Consider the following 19209-nt stretch of genomic DNA (forward strand, 5'->3'; position numbering starts at 1 on the left):
CTCCCCGACCCTCCCCCACAAGGGGGGAGGGAGCGCGGTTTGCCTGGAGCGCGAGCCGGGCTCCCATGACCGCCTGGCAGGAAGCCTCCCATGACCGCCCTGTCCGCCCTGATCCGCCGGGACATCCGAATCGCGCTCCGCGTCGGCGGCGGGGCGCTCATTGGGGTGCTGTTTTTCCTCACCGTGGTGGTGCTGATGCCCTTCGCCGTGGGCCCGGACCTGGCGCTGCTGTCGCGGCTGGGGCCGGCGATCCTGTGGCTCGGGGCGCTGCTGGCAAGCCTTCTCACGCTGGACCGGCTGTTCATGGCCGACCATGAGGACGGCTCGCTCGATCTGATCACGATGAGCCGCACGCCGCTGGAACTGGCCTGCGCGGCGAAGGCGCTGGCGCATTGGCTGGCCGCGGGGCTGCCGCTTGTCGTCGCAACCCCTGTGCTCGGCCTGCTGCTCAACCTCGACATGGTCGCGACCGGCGCGGTGGCGCTCACGCTCCTCGCCGGCACCCCGGCCCTGACCTTCACCGGGATGATCGGCGCGGCGCTGGCGGTGACGCTGCACCGCGGCGGGCTGTTGATGGCGGTGCTGGTGCTGCCGCTGTCGATTCCCGTGCTGATCTTCGGGGTGGCCGCCTCCCAGGCCGTGATCGTCGGGCCGCTGTCATTCGGCGCGCCGTTCTCGATCCTCTGCGCGCTGTCGCTGGTCAGCCTCGTGATCGGCCCGTTTGCGGCGGCCGCGAGCCTGAAGCACGGGCTGGACTGAAATAGGCTTGCCTTGACCCCGATCAACTTTCGCCGCGCGCTTTCATGCTGATTGCGTGAGCAGTCCCGGGTGATTATCAGGATACCATGTCGCTGATCGACCTCGCCAACCCCACCAGGTTCCTCGCGCTCTCGGCGCGGGTGTTGCCGTGGCTTGCGGCCGCGACCGTCATCCTGCTCGCGATCGGCCTCTATCAATCCGCGCTGGCGCCCGACGATTACCAGCAGGGCGCGACCGTGAAGATCATGTTCATCCACGTGCCCAATGCGTGGCTGTCGATGTTCGTCTGGGGCGTCATGAGCGTCGCCTCGCTCGGCACGCTGGTGTGGCGGCATCCGCTCGCCGATGTCGCGGCGAAGGCTGCAGCTCCGATCGGCGCCAGCTTCACCTTCCTCGCGCTGCTCACCGGCTCGCTGTGGGGCCGGCCGATGTGGGGCACCTATTGGGAATGGGATGCGCGACTGACCTCGGTGCTGATCCTGTTCCTGATGTATCTCGGCCTGATGGCGCTGTGGCGCGCGGTGGAAGATCCCTCGCGCGCGGCGCGCGCCGCCGCGGTGCTGACGCTGGTCGGCGCGCTCAATCTGCCCATCATCAAATTCTCGGTCGACTGGTGGAACACGCTGCATCAGCCGGCCTCGGTGATGCGGATGGGCGGCTCGACGCTCGACAAATCGTTCCTGATACCGCTGCTGGTGATGGCGGTTGCATTCACGCTGCTGTTCGTGACGCTGCACTTGGCCGCCATGCGCAACGAGATTTTGCGCCGGCGCGTGCGCTCCCTGCAGATGATGCAGGCAAGCCGCGTCGCGTTCTCGAGCGAGATGACTCCCGGCGCACGCCCGGAAAGCGCGTCGAAAGGAGCTGCATGATCATGTCGTTCGGTCCTTACGCCTCCTTCATCGTGACGTCCTACGCGGCGGCGGCCATCGTGGTCGCGCTCCTGATCGGCTGGGTCGTGCTCGACTATCGTAGCCAGACGAAGCGTTTGCGCGAGCTCGATCGCAGCGGCGTCACCCGCCGCTCGGGCCGCAGCGCCGTGGACATGCCAAAGACAACGATATGAGCGAACAATCGACCTCGGCACCGCCGGTGCGCCGCACCTTCCTGATGGTGCTGCCGCTGCTCGCTTTCCTCGGACTTGCCGTGCTGTTCTGGTTCCGGCTCGGCAGCGGCGATCCCTCGCGAATTCCATCCGCGCTGATCGGCCGGCCCGCGCCGCAGACGATGCTGCCGCCGCTGCAGGGATTGCAGGCCGACAGCGGACAGGTGCCGGGGCTCGATCCCGCGGCATTCAAGGGCAAGGTCAGCCTCGTCAATGTCTGGGCCTCCTGGTGCGTGCCCTGCCATGACGAAGCGCCGCTGCTGACGGAGCTTGCCAAGGACAAGCGCTTTCAGCTGGTCGGCATCAACTACAAGGATGCGCCCGACAATGCGCGCCGCTTCCTCGGGCGCTACGGCAACCCGTTTGGCCGCGTCGGCGTCGATGCCAATGGCCGCGCCTCGATCGAGTGGGGCGTCTATGGCGTGCCGGAGACCTTTGTCGTCGGCCCCGAAGGCACCATCGTCTACAAGCTGGTCGGCCCGATCACGCCGGACAATCTCAAAGCCGTGCTCCTGCCCCAGCTCGACAAGGCGCTCAAAGCCGGAAGCTGACCATGGCGCGGACCGGCTGCTCCGCGACCGCGGTCACGAAACGTTGTCGCGACGATTGGTCGTGTCCGTGCTGCCTGCCAGCAAGCCCGCCACGACATCCCAGCCCTTCTCGAACATGTGGCCGACCTTGTGGCCGAAGGACTGGTCCGGGCGCAACCGCGGCGATTCCAGAATGTGCGTCAGATGCCGGTGATCGCCCGGAATGGTGCTGATCTCCGCATCGATCGCGGCCTGGACCGCCGCCATCAGCTCATCCAGCTGCCGGGCCCAGCCGGACCCTTTGAGCTCGATCTCGGTCCTCAGCGCCTGCTCGATCCGGTAGATCTCGCCGACGATCTCCCTGGCGCGCACCGGGCGGTTGTTCCTGAGCGCAAAGAGCAGGAGGACGTGCTTCTCCTCGATCTGATCGAGCACCATCGACACCGCAATCGCGAAGGGAGACGCCGCGATCCGCGCCGCAGTCCGGTCGTCGGCCGGAGCAGTCGCGACGGACAGTAGCTCCCAAGGAATTTCCAGGCGCTTTGAAAGGATCGTGAGCGCGAACGGCACGGTATCGACACGCTTGGCCCTGAGCGCGCTCAAGAGGGCGAGGACCTTGTCGAGGCTGGCACCCTCGAGCCGGGCAATCTTCGACGGAAGCGCACGGCCAAAATCCTGGAGCTCCCGCTGCATGTCGAGATAGCGCAGCATCTTCTTGAGGTCGTCGAAGGTCGCATGCGAGCTGGTATAGGCCATCAGCCCATCGCGAATGCTGGCGGCACCCTCGGCAGACCCCAGCAGGCCGTTGAGGGAGATCGAGACCTTCTTCTGAAACGCCTGGGCCATCTGCCGTGCCTCGGACTGCTTGTCGGCGGCGATGGCGTTCTTCGCATTGGCGATATAGTCGGCGGCCATGGTGCGCAGCAATTGCTCGGTCACGAGGCTCCAGATCGGCGCGAGCGATCCACGGGCGATCTGGCCGCTATTGGCCTGCTCCGGCGCTTTGTCGACCAGGACCGGCTCGAGCGGCTCGAAGAAGTAGCGTGAGGGATTTCCGACGCGATAGTGATTGTCGCCCGTGCTGCGGAACTCGGCCCGCAGCGCCGCGATCAATGGCTCGGAATGCGGGATATCCTCGCCGAGGAGATGCAGCCGTTCCAGCTCGGCGAGCAGGCGGCGCCGGACCTGCGGAGCGAGCTGCCGAAGGTACTGGATCAGGTGTTCAGCAGTGTGGTCCTGTGTTGCGCTCACCACCGGGCCCTCCGGCGTGCCACCATGTCTTTGCGGGAAAAGGCTACCGCCTGTGGCCTTTCAGGCAAGGTAAAGCGCTGAATCATTTCAGCTTGCGGTTACAGAGCCGTGAAGAAACTGACCGGAACCGCCACTCCGCGCGGCCGCAAACGCACCCGAAGTGCACGGCAGCGTGAATACGTCACCCCTTGCGAACGTCTCCCGCCTCGGCCTCGCTGGTCTCCAGCGACACCGGCTCGACACCATAGCGCTTGGTCAGCGGCATCTGGGCGATGGCGAAGATCATGGTGATCGGCGTGACGCCGAACACTTTGAAGTTCACCCAGAAGTCGGTGCTCTGGGTGCGCCACACGATTTCGTTCAGCACCGCCATGCCGGCGAAGAACAGCGCCCAGCGCAGCGTGAGGATGCGCCAGCCCTGCGGGGTCAGATTGAACATCTGGTCGAACATCACGGCGATGAAGGAGCGGCCGAACAACAGGCCGCCGCCGAGGATCGCGGCGAACAGGCCGTAGATGATGGTCGGCTTGACCTTGATGAAGGTCTCGTCGTGCAGCACCAGCGTCAGCGTGCCGAACACCAGCACGATCACGCCCGTCACGATCGCCATGATCGGGATGTGGCGTGTCACCACATAGGATGCGATCATCGCCGCCACGATCGCGACCATGAAGGCGCCGGTTGCGGCAAACAGATTGAACTTCGCATTGACGAAGAAGAACACGAGCAGCGGACCGAGCTCGGTCGCAAGCTTGAACAGCGGATGCGGCTGGGTCTTGTCCATTCTCTAGCTTTCGATTCCGGCAATGGCGCGGGCGAAATCGCGCGCGGTGAAGGGCGCGAGATCGTCGACGCCTTCGCCGACGCCGATGAAATGCACCGGCAGTTTGAATTTCTCCGCGAGCGCCACCAGGATGCCGCCGCGCGCGGTGCCGTCGAGCTTGGTCATCACGAGACCCGTGACTCCCGCGGTGCGATGAAAGGCCTCGACCTGTGACAGCGCGTTCTGGCCGACGGTGGCATCCAGCACGAGCAGCACTGCGTGCGGCGCTGAACCATCCACCTTGCGGATGACGCGCACGACCTTCTCGAGCTCGTTCATCAGCTCGGCCTTGTTCTGCAGGCGGCCGGCGGTGTCGATCAGGAGCACGTCGATGGCCTGCTCCTTCGCCGCCGTCAACGCGTTGAAGGCGAGGCTCGCCGAATCGGAGCCCTGCGCGCCCGCGATCACGGGCGTCTTGGTGCGCTCGCCCCAGACCTTGAGCTGCTCGATGGCGGCGGCGCGAAACGTATCGCCGGCGGCCAGCATCACCTTGCGGCCTTCGGAGGCGAACTTTTGCGAGAGTTTTCCAATGGTCGTCGTCTTGCCCGAGCCGTTGACGCCGACCACGAGAATCACGAACGGCTTCTTGGCGGCATCGATCTCGAGGGGCTTGGCCACCGGCGCCAGCACTTTCTCGACCTCGGTCGCGACCACGTCCTTGACCTCGTCGGCCGAGATCGCCTTGTCGTAGCGTCCGGCGCCCACGGACTCCGCGATCCGGACCGCAACTGACGTGCCGAGGTCGGCGCGCAGCAGCACGTCCTCGATGTCGTCGAGCATGGCGCGGTCGAGCTTGCGCTTGGTGACGAGATCGGCGACCGCGGTCCCGAGCGAGGACGAGGTGCGCTTCAGCCCGTTGGACAGGCGGCGCCACCAGCTCAGCTTGGGGGTCTCGGGAGTGGTATCGTTCATGGTGGCGGTGTGTTAGCCGTTCCCGCTGTTAAACGAAAGTCTTGCAATTGCTCGATGTTCCCGAATTGACCGCCGAGGAGATTTTAGCCCGCGTGCTCCATCGCGACGGCTTGATGCTGGTCATCAACAAGCCGGCCGGCCTGCCGGTGCATCGCGGCCCCAAGGGCGGACCCAATCTGGAGGATTCCTTCGACGCGCTCCGCTTCGGCCTGCCGCGCCCGCCGGTGCTGGCCCACCGCCTGGACAAGGACACCTCCGGCTGCCTCGTGCTCGGCCGCCATCGCAAGGCGACCGCCTCGCTGGGCCTGCTGTTCAAGCATGGCAAGATCGGCAAGACCTACTGGACCGTGGTCGAAGGCGGCCCGGCCGCGGACGAGGGCACCATCGATATGCCGCTCGGCCGGCTCAATGCCGAGCGCGGCTGGTGGCAGAAGCCCGATCCCGAGGGACAGAAGGCTGTCACAAATTGGAAGGTGATGGGCCGCGGCGAGGGCTTTACCTGGCTTGCCATGGAACCCGTGACCGGCCGAACCCATCAATTGCGGGTGCATTCGTCGGCGACCGGCTGGCCGATCTTCGGCGATAACATTTACGGCAACGGCCCGCGTTTTGGCGAGCCGAAGCTGCATCTGCATTCCCGCGAGATCGTGGTGCCGATCTCCCGGAATAAGGAGCCCGTTCGCGTGATCGCGCCGGCGCCGCCCCACATGCACGAAAAACTCCGCGCCTGCGGCTGGAACGGGGAATAACGGCTTCTCCAAGGCATGGTTTACCAAACATTCAGTGCTCGTCGCTAATGCTAGCGGTTGCTTAGAACAAGCCTCCGTCATCCGCTCAGGACGAGCACCGCGTCATGTCCAAGGCCGAGTTATCGATCATCGACGAAGTCGAATCCGCGATTCGACTCGGCTCGGCGGAAAAGGGCCTCGAAACGGCCCGGCGCGTCACCGAACTGTTCCTGTCCTCCGCCGGAAGCTTTGACGACGAGCAGATCGCGCTGTTCGACGACGTGCTCGAGCGCCTGATCAGCACCATCGAGCTGCGCGCCATCGCCGACATGGGCGCACGCGTCGCGCTGGCCGAGATCAGCGCCCAGCTCGCGCCGATCGCGCAGGCGCCGCCGTCTGTGATTCGCCGCCTCGCCAACAATGACGAGATCCGCATCGCCGGCCCCGTGCTGCAGGAATCCGCGCGCCTCGACGATGGCGAGCTGGTGAAGATCGCCTCCAGCAAGAGCGAGCCGCATCTGCTCGCGGTCGCCGGCCGCTGGTGGCTGAAGGAGATCGTCACCGACGCGTTGCTGGCGCGACGCTATCCCAGCGTCAGCCGCCGCCTCGCCGCCAATCCCGGCGCGCGTGTGTCGGGCAACGGCTTTGCCATCATCGTCGGCCATGCCGAATCCGACCCCGAGCTCGCCGTCAGCGTCGGCGTCCGCGTCGACCTGCCATCGGATCTGCGCCGCAAATTGCTGCGCTCGGCGACGGACGCGGTTCGCACCCGATTGCTGTCGCGCGCGCCGCCGCATCTGTTCGAGGAGATCCAGAGCGCGATCGCGGCCGTCACCATCGGCGTCGAGCGCGAGATGTCGGGCGTTCGTGATTTCGAGGGCGCCAAGCGGGCGATTGCAGGTCTGAAGGCCGCCGGCCAGCTCAACGAAGCGACGCTGCTCAACTTCGCCAGGCAGCGGCGCTATGAAGAAGCCGTCGCCGCCCTGGCAGCGCTGTCCGGATCCACTGTCGAGGTGATTCGTCCGCTGATGCAGAGCCTGCGCGAAGACGGACTGCTGGTGCCGTGCAAGGCGGCCCAGCTGAGCTGGGACACGACGGCAGCCGTGCTCGAAAGCCGGTTTGCGACGGGCGCGATGAAACCTGCGGATGTCGCGAGGGCGAAGAGCAATTTCGCGCGCATGACGGCGGAAAATGCGCGGCGCACGCTCAGGTTCTGGCAGGTGCGGGCGTCGTAGGGGGCGCATGGCTTAAGCACCCCGCATCTATACCCTCGGGGTCGTCCCGGGCGAAGGCCGGGAAAGGTTTTTGGGCGAACTGATCACTCCGAGTCGTCGCAAAGCTCTTGCTGCGGCGTATGGGTCCCGGCCTTCGCCGGGACGACAATTGATTGTGTGGTCAACCGCTCGCCATCATGGCCAACAATCCGTCGCGATACCACGCTCCCCACACGCTCGCCCGCAATCGTCACCGGCAGATAATGCTGCGTGCGACCCAGGCTCTCGCTCTCGATCAGCACATCGCGTGTCGCGCCGATCTCGCCTTGCAGGCGCTGCCGTAGCGCGGCTTCGCCAGCCGCACGCAGGCGTTTCGCGCGCTCCTTGATCGCGACGCCGGCAACCTGCGGCATCTTTGCAGCCGGCGTGCCGGGACGCGGCGAGTAAGGGAAGACGTGCAGAAAGGTCAGGCCGCACTCCTCGACCAGATCGAGCGAGCGCGCAAACATCTCCTCCGTCTCGGTGGGAAAGCCCGCGATGATGTCGGCGCCGAACGCGATGTCCGGCCGCAGGCGCCGGACCTGATCGCAGAAGCGAAGCGCATCCTGCCGCGAATGCCGCCGCTTCATGCGCTTCAGGATCAGGTCGTCGCCCGACTGGAGCGACAGATGCAGATGCGGCATCAGCCTGACATCATCGGCGATGGCATCGAGCAGATCGGCATCCGCCTCGATCGAATCGATCGAGGAGATGCGCAGGCGCTTCAGCTCCGGGACATGCCGCAAGATCTGCTTCGTCAACATGCCGAGCCTTGGCGCGCCCGGCAGATCAGTGCCGTAACTGGTGAGATCGACGCCGGTCAGCACGATCTCGGCATGACCGCGCTCGACCAGCGTGCGCACCTGATCGACCACCGCGCCCATCGGCACCGAGCGTGAATTGCCGCGGCCGAACGGGATGATGCAGAAGGTGCAGCGATGGTCGCAGCCGTTCTGCACCTGCACGAACACGCGCGGCAGGCCGCTTGCATAGCCGTCGATCAGATGCGGCGCCATCTCCTTCACGGCCATGATGTCGCTGACGGCGATCTTCTCGCTGGCGCCGAGATCAAAGGCGGTGCGCGTGGCGCGCCAGGCCTCGCTGCGCATCTTGTCGTCGTTGCCGACGACGCGATCGACTTCAGTCATGTCGGCGAACATCGCGCTTTGCGTCTGCGCCGCGCAGCCGGTGACGACGATGCGCACCGAGGGGCGCTCGCGCTTCAATTTGCGGATCGACTGGCGCGCCTGCGCCACCGCCTCGTTGGTGACGGCGCAACTGTTGACGACGATGGTGTCGGACAGCCCGGCGCCCTCGGCCTCACGACGGATCACCTCGGCCTCGAAGGCGTTGAGGCGGCAGCCGAAGGTGACGATGTCGACAGCCATCAGCTTGCGGGCGCGAACAGCGCCGGGGCGAACTTGCCCTCGTACTCGAAGGTCGCCGTGCCCGTCATCAGGACGTGATCGTCGCGCTCGCGCCATTCGATGCCGAGCTTGCCGCCAGGCAGCGTCATCTCGACCTTGCGCTCGGTGCGCTTCAAGCGCGCCGCCGCGACCGCGGTCGCGCAGGCGGCCGAGCCGCACGCCCGGGTCAGCCCCGCGCCGCGCTCCCAGGTGCGCATGGTGATGTGCTCGCGATCGACGATGTGGGCGAGCGTGATGTTGGCGCGATCCGGGAAGATCGGATGATTTTCCAGGAGCGGGCCGAAGCGCTCGAGATCATAGGCATTGACGTCGTCGACCCAGAAGATCGCGTGCGGATTGCCCATGTTGACCACGGACGGCGAATGCAGGATCGGATTGTCGATCGGTCCGATCTGCAATTCGATGTAGCGGGTGTCGCGAAACTCCTCCGCCAGCGGGATGTCCTGCCAGCCGAACTTGGGCACGCCCATGTCGACGGTGTAGAGGTCCGGCGCCGGGCCCTGCCAGGCATTGAGCAGGCCGGCCGCGGTCTGGAACGTCGCCGTGGTCTGCCCGCTCTTCTCGAAGATGCGCCGAACCACGCAGCGCATGCCGTTGCCGCAGGCGCCGGCTTCCGAGCCGTCATTGTTGTAGATGCTGATGAAGGCTTCGGTGCCGTCGAGCCGCGGCTTCTGCAGCACCATGAGCTGGTCATAGGGCACGCCGCCGTTCGCGGAGGCGACCGCACGGGCATCATCAGGCGTGATGCGGCCGGCAGAATCGCGCATGTCGACAACGACGATCTCGTTGCCGATGCCGTTCATCTTGGCAAATGCGTGGTTGGCCAGCGCGCTCATGAAAATTCCCGAATTTCGCCCGTCTTATATGGCGATCTTTGGCCGCTTGGCCAGTCATTTGCGCCCCGCGAGCCGGGCGTCTGCCATGACGCAGACGTCATGGGACGAATTTGGCGCTCGCGTGTTAGAACCGCGCAGTTCGCACAAAGGGGGATGCGCGACCGGATTTTGGCCTTGGTCGTTAAGGCCTTGATACGGAAGATCTTGGGGAGAATGGAATGATCGGGTTTCGTCGTCTTGCTCTGGCCGCGCTTATCGCGGCAGCGGCCCTGTCGCTTGGCTTGTCCGGCGGTCTTGCGCAGACCCCGAGCCCGGCGCCATCAGCCTCGGCAAGTCCCTCCCCCGTTCCGTCGGCCTCGCCCTCCCCGGCGGCGAGCGCATCGCCCGCGCCGGCAGCGTCGCCCTCACCCGCGGCCAGCGCCTCGCCGAGCCCCGCGGCACCGCCGCCCGCCGCGGCCGCCACGCCCGCTCCGGTGCAGACCGCCGATCCTTTCGGCCAGGAGACCACGCTCGAGGCCAAGAAGGTCGTGATGGTCAAGGGCACCGCCAATTGGGAATCTGCCTTCGACACGCTGGTCGATGCCTTCAAGGCGCTCAACACGCTGCTGGACAAGCAGGGCATCAAGCCATCGGGCAATTCGATGATCGTCTACACCTCGACGGATGACACCGGCTTCACCTTCCTCGCCGAGATCCCGATCGATCAGGATCCGAAGAACCTGACCAAGGACATGAGCATCGGCAAATCGCCCGAAGGCAAGGCGCTGAAATTCGTCCATCGCGGCTCCTACGACAACATGGACAACACCTACGAGGCGATCACCAATCACCTCGACGACAAGAAGCTGGAAGCCAAGGATACCTTCATTGAGGAGTACCTCACCGATCCTCTGAAGACGGCCGAGGACAAGCTCGTGATCAATGTTTTCGTACCGCTGAAGTGAGACTGATGAAAAAGCCCACCGTTGTTGCTTGCTTTGCCGCCATTGTCGCCACAACACTGTTCGCCATGCCCGCATATGCCGAGGATTTTCCATCCGCCATCACTGTCAGTGGCGAGGCGACCGTCTCAGTCGCGCCCGATCTCGCGCAGATCGATGCGGGCGTCGCCAATGACGCCAAGTCGGCGAAGGAAGCGTCCGATGCCAACAACGCGGCGATGGGGAAGGTGCTGCTGGCGCTGAAGGGCGCCGGCATCTCGGAGAAGGATTATCAGACCTCGCGGCTGTCGCTGCAGCCGCAATATGCGCCGAACCGCTCAACGGGCGCCAACCCTGTGGTCGGCTTCCGCGCCTCCAACCGCGTCACGGTGAAGATTCGCGACGTGACCAAGGTCGCCGGCATCATCGACACGCTGGTCGGTGCCGGCGCCAACGACATCGGCAACATCTCCTTCGAGGTGACGCAGGCGTCAAAACTGCTCGACGATGCCCGCGAGCAGGCGGTCGCCGATGCCCGCCGCAAGGCCGAAATCTACGCCAAGGCCACCGGCGTCACACTGGGCGCGCCGCTCAGCATCTCCGAAGGCGGCGCCCCGATGCCGCTGTTCAAGGGCCGCATGGCCGCAGCCCCGATGGCGGCGCCTGCAGCCGTTGCGCCGGGTGAGGAAACACTGTCGGTGACGGTGAATGTGAGCTGGGCGATCAAGCCGGGGCAGTAAAGTCGTAAGAGGCACGCTGCCGCAACACGAACAGTGTCGTCCCGGCGAAGGCCGGGACCCATAGCCACAGGGAGTGGTGATGACACGACGCAGGTAACTCCGCGTCTTCGCCAAACTAGTGCTGCGGCGTATGGGTCCCGGATCTGCGCGCGCTTAGGGCGTGCTTGTCCGGGACGACAGTTGTGTGTGCGGCGACAGCGACAACTAAATCTCCACCACCTGTCCCGGCTTCATCGCCACGAACCGGTGCTGCGGAATCTTCGCGGCATCGAGCGCCTCGACCAGCGCTTTCGCCGGCGCATCGATCGCCTCGTCGGTCAGCTGGAACGTGCCGTGATGATGTCCGAGCGCCTGCTCGGCACCGCAATCGGCGAGCGCTTTCACTGCATCTTCCGGGTTCATGTGCTGGTCGCGCATGAACCAGCGCGGCTCGTAGGCTCCGATGGGAAGGATCGCCAGACGCAACGGCCCATGCCTCTCCGCGACGCGGCGGAAATGCCGGCCATCGCCATAGCCGGAATCGCAGACGACATAGATTTTTCCCGCCGGGGTCTCCAGCACGAAGCTCGCCCACAGCGCCTTGTTGCGGTCGAACACGCCGCGCGCGGTCCAATGCCGCGTCGGCACCAGATGTACGGCAATGCCGCCGCCAAGCTCGACGCGCGCGTGCCAATCGAACGCTTCCGCCTTGATCGTCGAATCGTAACTTCGCATCGTGACGTCATTGCCGAGCGGCGTGACCACGCGCGGCGCAAAATTCTTGGCAAGACGCGACAGCGTCGCGAGATCAAGATGATCGTAGTGCCCGTGCGAGACCAGCACGACGTCGATGTCTGGCAGCTTCTCGAAGGCGATGCCGGGATCGTTGCGCCGCTTCGGCCCGGCAAAGGAGACCGGCGAGACCCGCGAGGACCAGACCGGATCGATGAGGACATTGAGACCGCCGGCCTGGATCAGCCAGCTGGCATGACCGACGAAGGAGAGCCGCACCTTGCCGCCATCGACGCGTGCCGGCGGGATATCGGCGTGAGGGCTCGGCGCCCACACCGGCCACTTGGCGCGCTCCCGCCCACCGCTGAACTGCCAGCGCAGCACCTCGCGGAGCGATTTTGGCGGCGAACCATCCGGATCGAAGAAATGCAGGCCATTGAAATGGTCGGAGACGGGGCCGTCATAGGTTTTCATGCTGGATATCCAGAGGGGGGCACCGACCAGCGCACCGGTCCCGGCAAACAGTCCGAAAAAGCGGCGGCGGGTGATCGGCACGGGCGGCGTCAGGGCTGGTGGCGGCGGTAAGACATCACCGGCTATATGGGCGGGGCCTCCGGAAAAGGAACCCATTGACAGAAATGTCATGTTTTCAATGCACTAACCTGCCAAGGGCGTCCCGCCGCCCTAACTTTCCTTGACTTTCCGGCCCTGAGGGCGTTTAAGCCAGCCACTTTCTCGGAAAGGCTTTCTTTTCGACCCGCCGACTGGCCCCGGAGGCCAGAGGCCAACGCCCGACAGCGCGATGCGCCCTCGGGCGCAAAGGTGTTTGGACTTTATTCTCCCTCGCCCCGCTCTTGCGGGGAGAGGGTCGGGGTGAGGGGCTCTCTCGGCGCATGGTGCGCGTGGATGGTCCCCTACCCCCTCACCCGGATCGCACCGGCCGATGCTTCGCATCGCCGAGGCGATCCGACCTCTCCCCGCAGGCGGGGAGAGGTAAAAGAGGACGACTTCATTGTTCGACAATCTGTCGGAACGGCTTGGTGGCATTCTCGATCGTCTGACGGGGCGCGGCGCGCTGACCGAAAAGGACGTCGACGCCGCGATGCGCGAGGTGCGCCGCGCGCTGCTCGAGGCCGACGTCGCGCTCGAGGTCGTGCGCAGCTTCACCGAGCGCGTGCGCGAGCAGGCGATCGGCGCCACCGTCGTCAAGTCGGTCACTCCCGGCCAGATGGTGGTCAAGATCGTCCATGACGAGCTGATCAACACGCTCGGCGCCGAAAGCCAGACCATCGACGTCAATTCCGTGCCGCCGGTGCCGATCATGATGGTCGGCCTGCAAGGCTCCGGTAAGACCACCACCACCGCCAAGCTCGCCCGCCGTCTGGTCCAGCGCGACAAGCGCAAGGTGCTGATGGCCTCGCTCGACGTCTATCGTCCGGCGGCGATGGAGCAGCTGGCCGTGCTCGGCCGCGACCTCGACATTCCGACGCTTCCCATCGTCGCCGGGCAGCAGCCGACGCAGATCGCCAAGCGCGCGCTGGAGGCTGGCAAGCTCGGCGGCTACGACATCGTGCTGCTCGACACCGCCGGCCGCACCACGCTCGACGAAGAGATGATGGCGGAAGCAGCCGCGATCAAAGCGGCCGCCAATCCGCATGAAGTGCTGCTCGTTGCGGATTCGCTCACCGGCCAAGACGCCGTGAATCTCGCACGCTCGTTCGACCAGCGCGTCGGCCTCACCGGCATCGTGCTGACACGTGTGGACGGCGACGGCCGCGGCGGCGCTGCGCTGTCGATGCGCGCGGTCACCGGCAAGCCGATCAAGCTGATCGGCACCGGTGAAAAGACCGACGCGCTGGAAGATTTCCACCCCGACCGTATCGCCGGCCGCATTCTCGGCATGGGCGACGTGGTGTCGCTGGTCGAGCGTGCCGCCGCCAATATCGACGCCGAAAAGGCCGCGCGCACCGCCGAGCGCATGCGCAAGGGTCAGTTCGACCTCAACGACATGCGCGAGCAGCTTTTGCAGATGGCGAACATGGGCGGCATCAGCGGCCTGATGGGCATGATGCCCGGCATCTCCAAGATGAAGAACCAGATCGCCGCCGCCGGCATCGACGACAAGATCCTGAAGCGCCAGGTCGCGATCATCGATTCCATGACGCGCGACGAGCGCCGCCATCCGGACCTGCTCAAGGCCAGCCGCAAGAAGCGCATCGCGGCCGGAAGCGGCCAGAGCGTCGAGCACGTCAACAAGCTCCTGAAGATGCACCGGAACATGGCCGACGTGATGAAGGCCATGGGCTCCGGCAAGCGCGGCCCGCTCGCCGGCATCGCGCAGGCGATGGGTTTTGGCGGCGGCATGAAGATGCCCTCGCCCGAGGAGATGAAGGCGATGCAGGAGAAGATGCAGAGCGGCGGCGGACAGGGTCTGCCCAGCCTGCCGAAGGATCTGCCGCCTGGTCTCCGCAGCGGCCTGCCGAACCTTCCCGGACTGACCGGGTTGAGCGGCAAGCCGACGCTGCCGGGTCTCGGCGGTTTCCCTGGCAAGAAGAAATGAGGAATTCGTCGCGAGGGATCGCATCGGTCTCGGGCGACGCGGAATACCGATCAACCGAACAAAACGTACTTTGAAGGAGAACTAGATGTCCGTCGTTATCCGCCTCGCCCGCGCAGGCACCAAGAAGCGTCCCGTCTATCACGTCGTCGTCGCCGATTCGCGTTTCCCCAGGGATGGCCGCTTCATCGAGCGCCTTGGCTATTTCAACCCGCTGCTGCCGAAGGACAACGAGACTCGTCTCAAGCTCGACATGGACAAGGTGAAGGCCTGGCTCGCCAAGGGCGCGCAGCCGTCGGACCGCGTGTCTCGCTTCCTCGATGCCGCCGGCGTCAAGAAGCGCGAAGCCCGCAACAATCCCGAGAAGGCCGTGCCGCGCAAGGAGCGCAAGGCGCAGGCCGAAGCCGCCGCGAAGGCTTAAGGGCTAGCCCATGTCGGCGCTGGTCTGCGTCGCGCGGATCGGCGCCGCGCATGGTGTGCGCGGTGCGGTCAAGCTGTGGACCTTCACCGAAGATCCCTTTGCCGTGAAGCGCTACGGTCCGCTGCTTTCCAAGGACGGCAAGCGCCAGTTCGAGCTGGCGCAAGTCCGCGAAGCCAAGGACCATCTGGTCGCGACCTTCAAGGGCGTTGCGACCCGCGATGAGGCCGAGCGCCTCAACGGCATCGAGCTTTACGTCGCGCGCGAAAAACTGCCCGCGACCGACGAGGACGAATATTATCACACCGACCTGATCGGGCTCGCCGCCGTCACCACGGACGGCGATCCGCTCGGCCGCGTGCTCGCGATCCATAATTTCGGCGCCGGCGACATCATCGAGATCGCCCCACTCAAGGGCGCGACGATGCTGCTGCCGTTCTCGAATGCTGTGGTGCCGGAGGTTGATCTCAAAGGCGGCCGCGTCGTGATCGCGCTGCCGCAGGAGATCGAGGGCGAGGAGCGCTAGCTCCGACCGCTTGTCTGACGCCCCTGCTGCTCGAGCCAGTCGCAAAATACCGCGCGATGCGGATCGTCGTCGCGCCCCTCCGGGAAATACGCGAAATAGCTGCGGGCCGGCAGCCTGATATCCGGGAACGGCGTCACCAGGCGGCCGGCGGCGAGATCGTCGGCAATCAGCGCCGTCGGCCCCATCGCGACGCCCAGGCCGTCGAGCGCGGCCTGAAGCGTCAGATAGAAGTGATCGAAGGTCAGCGTCGCCGCGCCCTCCAGCGCGGACTCGCCTGCATCCGTCAGCCAGTCGCGCCACAGCCGCGGCATCGAGGTGACGTGCAGCAGCGTATGCCGGCTGAGATCGGCAACCTCCGTCAGCGGCAATTGCGCGAGCAGCGCGGGGCTGCACACCGGCAGCCGCTGCTCCGACAACAGGAAGCGCGACGCAAAGCCGTGAAAAGTGTCGGGCCCGCCGCGGATCACGACATCGAACAATTCGGGTAGCGCATCGACTTGATCATTCGACGTCGACAAGCGCACCTCGATATCGGGATGTTCAGTGCGAAACCTTGCCATGCGCGGCAAGAGCCAGCGCAGGCTAAAGGTCGCGAGCGCGTTGACGCGCAACACTGCAGCCGGCGCCTCACCGCGTCGCTTGCGATGCTGCTGCACGGCCGCCGAGATCCGGTCGAGCGCGGGCGCGAATTCCTGGAGCAGTGCAGCGCCGGCCGGGGTCAGCACCACGCGCCGCACCGATCGCCGGAATAGCGCGGGCGGTCCGAGCCAGCTTTCGAGCAAACGGATCTGCTGGCTGACGGCGCCATGCGTCACGCCGAGCTCGACGGCGGCTTCCTTGAAACTGCCGAGACGAGCGGCCGCCTCGAAGGCACGGACAGCATTTAGCGGCGGCAGGCTGCGGCGAGGAACGAACATGGCTCATACAGTAGAATTTCTAGCGCAAATCCCGATTATTACTAGTTTGTGACAGTTTCTTGAAGGCCGCATAATGAGGCTCAAAGCACGCGCACTGTTTCATCTTTCGACGAATTTGGGTTCGGACCTTGGCAATTCTTCCCTCAAGTTTTCTATCGCAACAGCAAACGGCCGCTGCTGATGCGGAAACCCTGAGCAAACCGCGCCGCACGCTTGCGGCGACCGGCCTCAACCACGCCCTGCACGATGGCTATACCGACTTGATCTATGTGCTGCTGCCGGTCTGGCAGGCCGAGTTCGCGCTCAGCTACGGGCTGCTGGCGGTGATGCGCGGGCTCTATTCCGGCGCCATGGCCGGGCTGCAGATCCCGGTCGGCCGTCTGGCCGAGCGGATCGACGGAAAGATCCTGCTCGCGCTCGGCACGATGGTGGCGGCGCTCGGCTATGTGCTCGCGGGACTCTCCGGCAGTGTCGTCGGACTGGGCCTCGCGCTGCTGGTGTCGGGCGCAGGCGCGAGCACGCAGCATCCGCTGGCCTCGGCCGCGGTGTCGCGCGCTTATGGCGAGGCCGCACGCGGGCCGCTCGGCATCTACAATTTCAGCGGCGATCTCGGCAAGGCGGCGCTCCCGGCGCTGACGGCGATGCTGCTCGTGATCACGTCCTGGCGTCACGCGCTGCTGCTGGTCGCAGTCGCGGGCATGCTCGTTGCACTCTGTCTCGCGCTGCTGATGCCTGCTGTCGGCAAAGGCTTTGCGCACAAGTCGGCTGCGGCCACGGCCCAAGGCGCGAGGCGCGGCCGCGGCGGCTTCTCCTGGCTGCTCGCGATCGGAATTCTCGACAGCGCGGTGCGAATGGGATTCCTCACTTTCCTGCCCTTCCTGCTGCGCGACAAGGGCGCTTCACTGCCAACGAGCGGCGTTGCGCTCGCGATGCTGTTCATCGGCGGCGCTACCGGCAAATTCACCTGCGGCTGGCTCGGCGCTCGCGTCGGCACGATCCGCACCGTGCTGCTGACCGAAGGCGGCACGGCCGCGCTGATTCTCGCGGTGCTGTTATTGCCGCTGATCCCGGCCATCATCGTGCTGCCGTTGCTGGGCGTGGCACTCAACGGTACATCTTCGGTGCTGTACGGGACGGTCCCCGAGCTCACCTCGCCTGATCGCACCGAGCGCGCCTTTGCGCTGTTCTACACCGGGACGATCGGATCTGGCGCAACCGCGCCGGTGCTCTATGGACTGCTCGGCGACGCCCTCGGGCCGCCCCTGGCAACCGCGGCAACGGCCGCCACGGCACTGGCGATCTGCCCGCTGGCGCTGATGCTGGCCTCGCATCTCGCCGACGAAAGGCGCGCCCGCTAAGCCCTCGACCTCCCGGCCGCAATGCCCTAACCAGCGGCCATGACCAATCCCTCACCCTGGCGCGCGACCGTGCTGACGCTGTTTCCGGAGATGTTTCCTGGACCGCTCGGCGTGAGCCTGGCCGGGCGGGCGCTGGCCTCCGGTCTCTGGCAGATCGAGGCGCGGGACATCAGGGACTCCGCAACCGACCGCCACCGCAGCGTCGACGACACCCCGGCCGGCGGCGGCCCGGGCATGGTGCTGCGCGCCGACGTTCTGGCGGCGGCGATCGATGCCGCCGAGATTGGCCCGGAGCGACCGCGCCTGCTGATGAGCCCCAGGGGTCGGCCATTGACCCAGGCCCGGGTCGTGGAGCTGGCGCAAGGTCCCGGCCCGCTGATCGTCTGCGGGCGCTTCGAGGGCATCGACCAACGGGTGATCGACGCCCGCGGCCTCGAGGAGATCTCGATCGGGGATTACGTGCTCTCGGGAGGCGAAATCGCCGCGATGGCCCTGATCGACGCCTGCGTCCGGCTCTTGCCGGGGGTGATGGGCAAGGAAGCCTCGGGAACCGAGGAGAGCTTTTCGGACGGCCTGCTCGAATACCCCCAATACACCCGCCCGCAACTGTTTGAGGGGGTTCCGATCCCTGAGATCCTGACCTCCGGGGACCACGCCAAGGTCGCTGGCTGGCGACGGGCGCAGTCCGAGGCCCTGACGGCGGCCCGGCGACCCGATTTATGGGCCCAAATCCCGCCCAAAGCCCCGAATCGGCCCGGACGCCAAAAAACGCCAAAAAACAAGACAGACGGGTGACAAACGCTCCGGCTTGCCTTATAGGAGCGCCCACATCCGCAATAGCTGGATCAACGAATTTCGCGCAGCCCCCGATTCTCACGGCTGGGCGCGCCGATGGAGATTTACCCATGAACCTGATCAAGCAGCTCGAGCAAGAGCAGTTCGACAAGCTCGCCGCCGGCAAGGACATTCCGGAATTCGGTCCCGGCGACACCGTGATTGTCAACGTGAAGGTCGTCGAAGGCGACCGCACCCGCGTGCAGGCCTATGAAGGCGTCTGCATCGGCCGTTCCGGCGGTGGCCTCAACGAGAGCTTCACCGTCCGCAAGATCTCCTACGGCGAAGGCGTCGAGCGCGTGTTCCCGGTGATGTCGCCGATGATCGACTCGATCAAGGTGGTGCGTCGCGGCAAGGTGCGTCGTGCCAAGCTCTATTATCTCCGCAATCTCCGCGGCAAGTCGGCTCGTATCGTCGAGAAGACCGAGCACGCCAAGGCCGTCAACGAGTAAGCTTCGCGACCAGACGAGTTTCCGAGAGCGCGGGGCAAAACCCCGCGCTTTTTTGTTGCGTCAGCCGCGCGCGTCAAAGCCCTCGCGATTCCAATTCGGCCTGCTATATATCCCTGGAATGTTTCCAGATCTGACCAGCTTCGTAAGCCCCC

21 protein-coding genes are annotated in these 19209 nt (G+C 65.6%); 14 read left to right on the plus strand and 7 right to left on the minus strand.

What is annotated here, in order from left to right:
* The first annotated feature begins 90 nt into the window (after positions 1–90).
* The 4 genes from ccmB (at position 91) to G8O24_RS38945 (ending at position 2415) form a co-directional block, all read left to right on the plus strand.
* On the plus strand, positions 91–759 hold the full coding sequence (gene ccmB / locus G8O24_RS38930; protein ID WP_188107810.1) for a heme exporter protein CcmB: 669 nt from the start codon (positions 91–93) through the stop codon (positions 757–759).
* Positions 760–845: 86 nt separating this feature from the next.
* Positions 846–1631, plus strand: a complete 786-nt coding sequence (locus tag G8O24_RS38935) for a heme ABC transporter permease (protein ID WP_188107811.1) — start codon at positions 846–848, stop codon at positions 1629–1631.
* Complete coding sequence (gene ccmD / locus G8O24_RS38940; RefSeq protein WP_188107812.1) at positions 1628–1825, plus strand: heme exporter protein CcmD; 198 nt, start codon at positions 1628–1630, stop codon at positions 1823–1825. Before G8O24_RS38935 ends, ccmD begins: the two co-directional genes overlap by 4 nt.
* A complete protein-coding gene (locus tag G8O24_RS38945; RefSeq protein WP_188107813.1) occupies positions 1822–2415 on the plus strand; it encodes a DsbE family thiol:disulfide interchange protein in 594 nt (197 codons plus the stop codon). The genes ccmD and G8O24_RS38945 overlap by 4 nt, the downstream gene beginning before the upstream one ends.
* Before the next feature lie 33 nt (positions 2416–2448).
* Here G8O24_RS38945 and G8O24_RS38950 read toward each other — a convergent pair whose 3' ends face one another.
* The 3 genes from G8O24_RS38950 to ftsY all read right to left on the minus strand — a co-directional run bounded on the left by G8O24_RS38950 (position 2449) and on the right by ftsY (position 5380).
* Positions 2449–3645: a hypothetical protein gene (locus tag G8O24_RS38950; protein WP_188107814.1), complete on the minus strand. Its 1197-nt coding sequence runs from the start codon at positions 3643–3645 to the stop codon at positions 2449–2451.
* A gap of 181 nt (positions 3646–3826) precedes the next feature.
* Positions 3827–4429: a septation protein A gene (locus tag G8O24_RS38955; protein WP_188107815.1), complete on the minus strand. Its 603-nt coding sequence runs from the start codon at positions 4427–4429 to the stop codon at positions 3827–3829.
* 3 nt (positions 4430–4432) lie between these two features.
* Positions 4433–5380, minus strand: a complete 948-nt coding sequence (gene ftsY / locus G8O24_RS38960; RefSeq protein WP_188107816.1) for a signal recognition particle-docking protein FtsY — start codon at positions 5378–5380, stop codon at positions 4433–4435.
* Positions 5381–5427: 47 nt separating this feature from the next.
* Between ftsY and G8O24_RS38965 the strand changes: the two genes are divergently transcribed.
* Positions 5428–6129, plus strand: coding sequence for an RluA family pseudouridine synthase (locus tag G8O24_RS38965; RefSeq protein ID WP_188107817.1), 702 nt, complete (start codon positions 5428–5430; stop codon positions 6127–6129).
* A 104-nt stretch (positions 6130–6233) separates the two neighbouring features.
* Entirely contained in the window at positions 6234–7343 is a 1110-nt protein-coding gene (locus G8O24_RS38970) for a DUF2336 domain-containing protein (RefSeq protein WP_188107818.1), read from the plus strand.
* A gap of 83 nt (positions 7344–7426) precedes the next feature.
* Here G8O24_RS38970 and mtaB read toward each other — a convergent pair whose 3' ends face one another.
* Together mtaB and dapF are read right to left on the minus strand one after the other, a co-directional pair.
* Entirely contained in the window at positions 7427–8749 is a 1323-nt protein-coding gene (gene mtaB, locus G8O24_RS38975; protein WP_188107819.1) for a tRNA (N(6)-L-threonylcarbamoyladenosine(37)-C(2))-methylthiotransferase MtaB, read from the minus strand.
* On the minus strand, positions 8749–9624 hold the full coding sequence (gene dapF / locus G8O24_RS38980; RefSeq protein ID WP_188107820.1) for a diaminopimelate epimerase: 876 nt from the start codon (positions 9622–9624) through the stop codon (positions 8749–8751). Before dapF ends, mtaB begins: the two co-directional genes overlap by 1 nt.
* Positions 9625–9842: 218 nt before the next feature.
* Between dapF and G8O24_RS38985 the strand changes: the two genes are divergently transcribed.
* Positions 9843–10568: a GyrI-like domain-containing protein gene (locus tag G8O24_RS38985; RefSeq protein ID WP_188107821.1), complete on the plus strand. Its 726-nt coding sequence runs from the start codon at positions 9843–9845 to the stop codon at positions 10566–10568.
* A gap of 5 nt (positions 10569–10573) precedes the next feature.
* On the plus strand, positions 10574–11284 hold the full coding sequence (locus G8O24_RS38990) for an SIMPL domain-containing protein (RefSeq protein ID WP_188107822.1): 711 nt from the start codon (positions 10574–10576) through the stop codon (positions 11282–11284).
* 204 nt (positions 11285–11488) lie between these two features.
* Here G8O24_RS38990 and G8O24_RS38995 read toward each other — a convergent pair whose 3' ends face one another.
* Positions 11489–12550: an MBL fold metallo-hydrolase gene (locus tag G8O24_RS38995; protein ID WP_188107823.1), complete on the minus strand. Its 1062-nt coding sequence runs from the start codon at positions 12548–12550 to the stop codon at positions 11489–11491.
* A 457-nt stretch (positions 12551–13007) separates the two neighbouring features.
* On the opposite strand from G8O24_RS38995, the gene ffh reads away from it, so the two are divergent.
* The 3 genes from ffh to rimM all read left to right on the plus strand — a co-directional run bounded on the left by ffh (position 13008) and on the right by rimM (position 15496).
* Positions 13008–14555, plus strand: a complete 1548-nt coding sequence (gene ffh / locus G8O24_RS39000; protein ID WP_188107824.1) for a signal recognition particle protein — start codon at positions 13008–13010, stop codon at positions 14553–14555.
* Between the two features lie 85 nt (positions 14556–14640).
* Positions 14641–14973: a 30S ribosomal protein S16 gene (rpsP, locus tag G8O24_RS39005; protein ID WP_057740692.1), complete on the plus strand. Its 333-nt coding sequence runs from the start codon at positions 14641–14643 to the stop codon at positions 14971–14973.
* A 10-nt stretch (positions 14974–14983) separates the two neighbouring features.
* Complete coding sequence (rimM, locus tag G8O24_RS39010; RefSeq protein WP_188107825.1) at positions 14984–15496, plus strand: ribosome maturation factor RimM; 513 nt, start codon at positions 14984–14986, stop codon at positions 15494–15496.
* Here rimM and gcvA read toward each other — a convergent pair.
* Entirely contained in the window at positions 15493–16413 is a 921-nt protein-coding gene (gene gcvA, locus G8O24_RS39015) for a transcriptional regulator GcvA (RefSeq protein ID WP_188107826.1), read from the minus strand. The two genes, rimM and gcvA, sit on opposite strands and share 4 nt — an antisense overlap.
* Positions 16414–16547: 134 nt before the next feature.
* Between gcvA and G8O24_RS39020 the strand changes: the two genes are divergently transcribed.
* The 3 genes from G8O24_RS39020 (at position 16548) to rplS (ending at position 19057) form a co-directional block, all read left to right on the plus strand.
* Positions 16548–17771: an MFS transporter gene (locus G8O24_RS39020; protein WP_376708093.1), complete on the plus strand. Its 1224-nt coding sequence runs from the start codon at positions 16548–16550 to the stop codon at positions 17769–17771.
* Positions 17772–17810: 39 nt separating this feature from the next.
* On the plus strand, positions 17811–18566 hold the full coding sequence (gene trmD / locus G8O24_RS39025; protein ID WP_188107828.1) for a tRNA (guanosine(37)-N1)-methyltransferase TrmD: 756 nt from the start codon (positions 17811–17813) through the stop codon (positions 18564–18566).
* A 110-nt stretch (positions 18567–18676) separates the two neighbouring features.
* Entirely contained in the window at positions 18677–19057 is a 381-nt protein-coding gene (rplS, locus tag G8O24_RS39030) for a 50S ribosomal protein L19 (protein ID WP_188107829.1), read from the plus strand.
* Positions 19058–19209 lie beyond the last annotated feature (152 nt).

The organism is Bradyrhizobium campsiandrae, assembly GCF_014529705.1.
Lineage (GTDB): Bacteria > Pseudomonadota > Alphaproteobacteria > Rhizobiales > Xanthobacteraceae > Bradyrhizobium > Bradyrhizobium campsiandrae.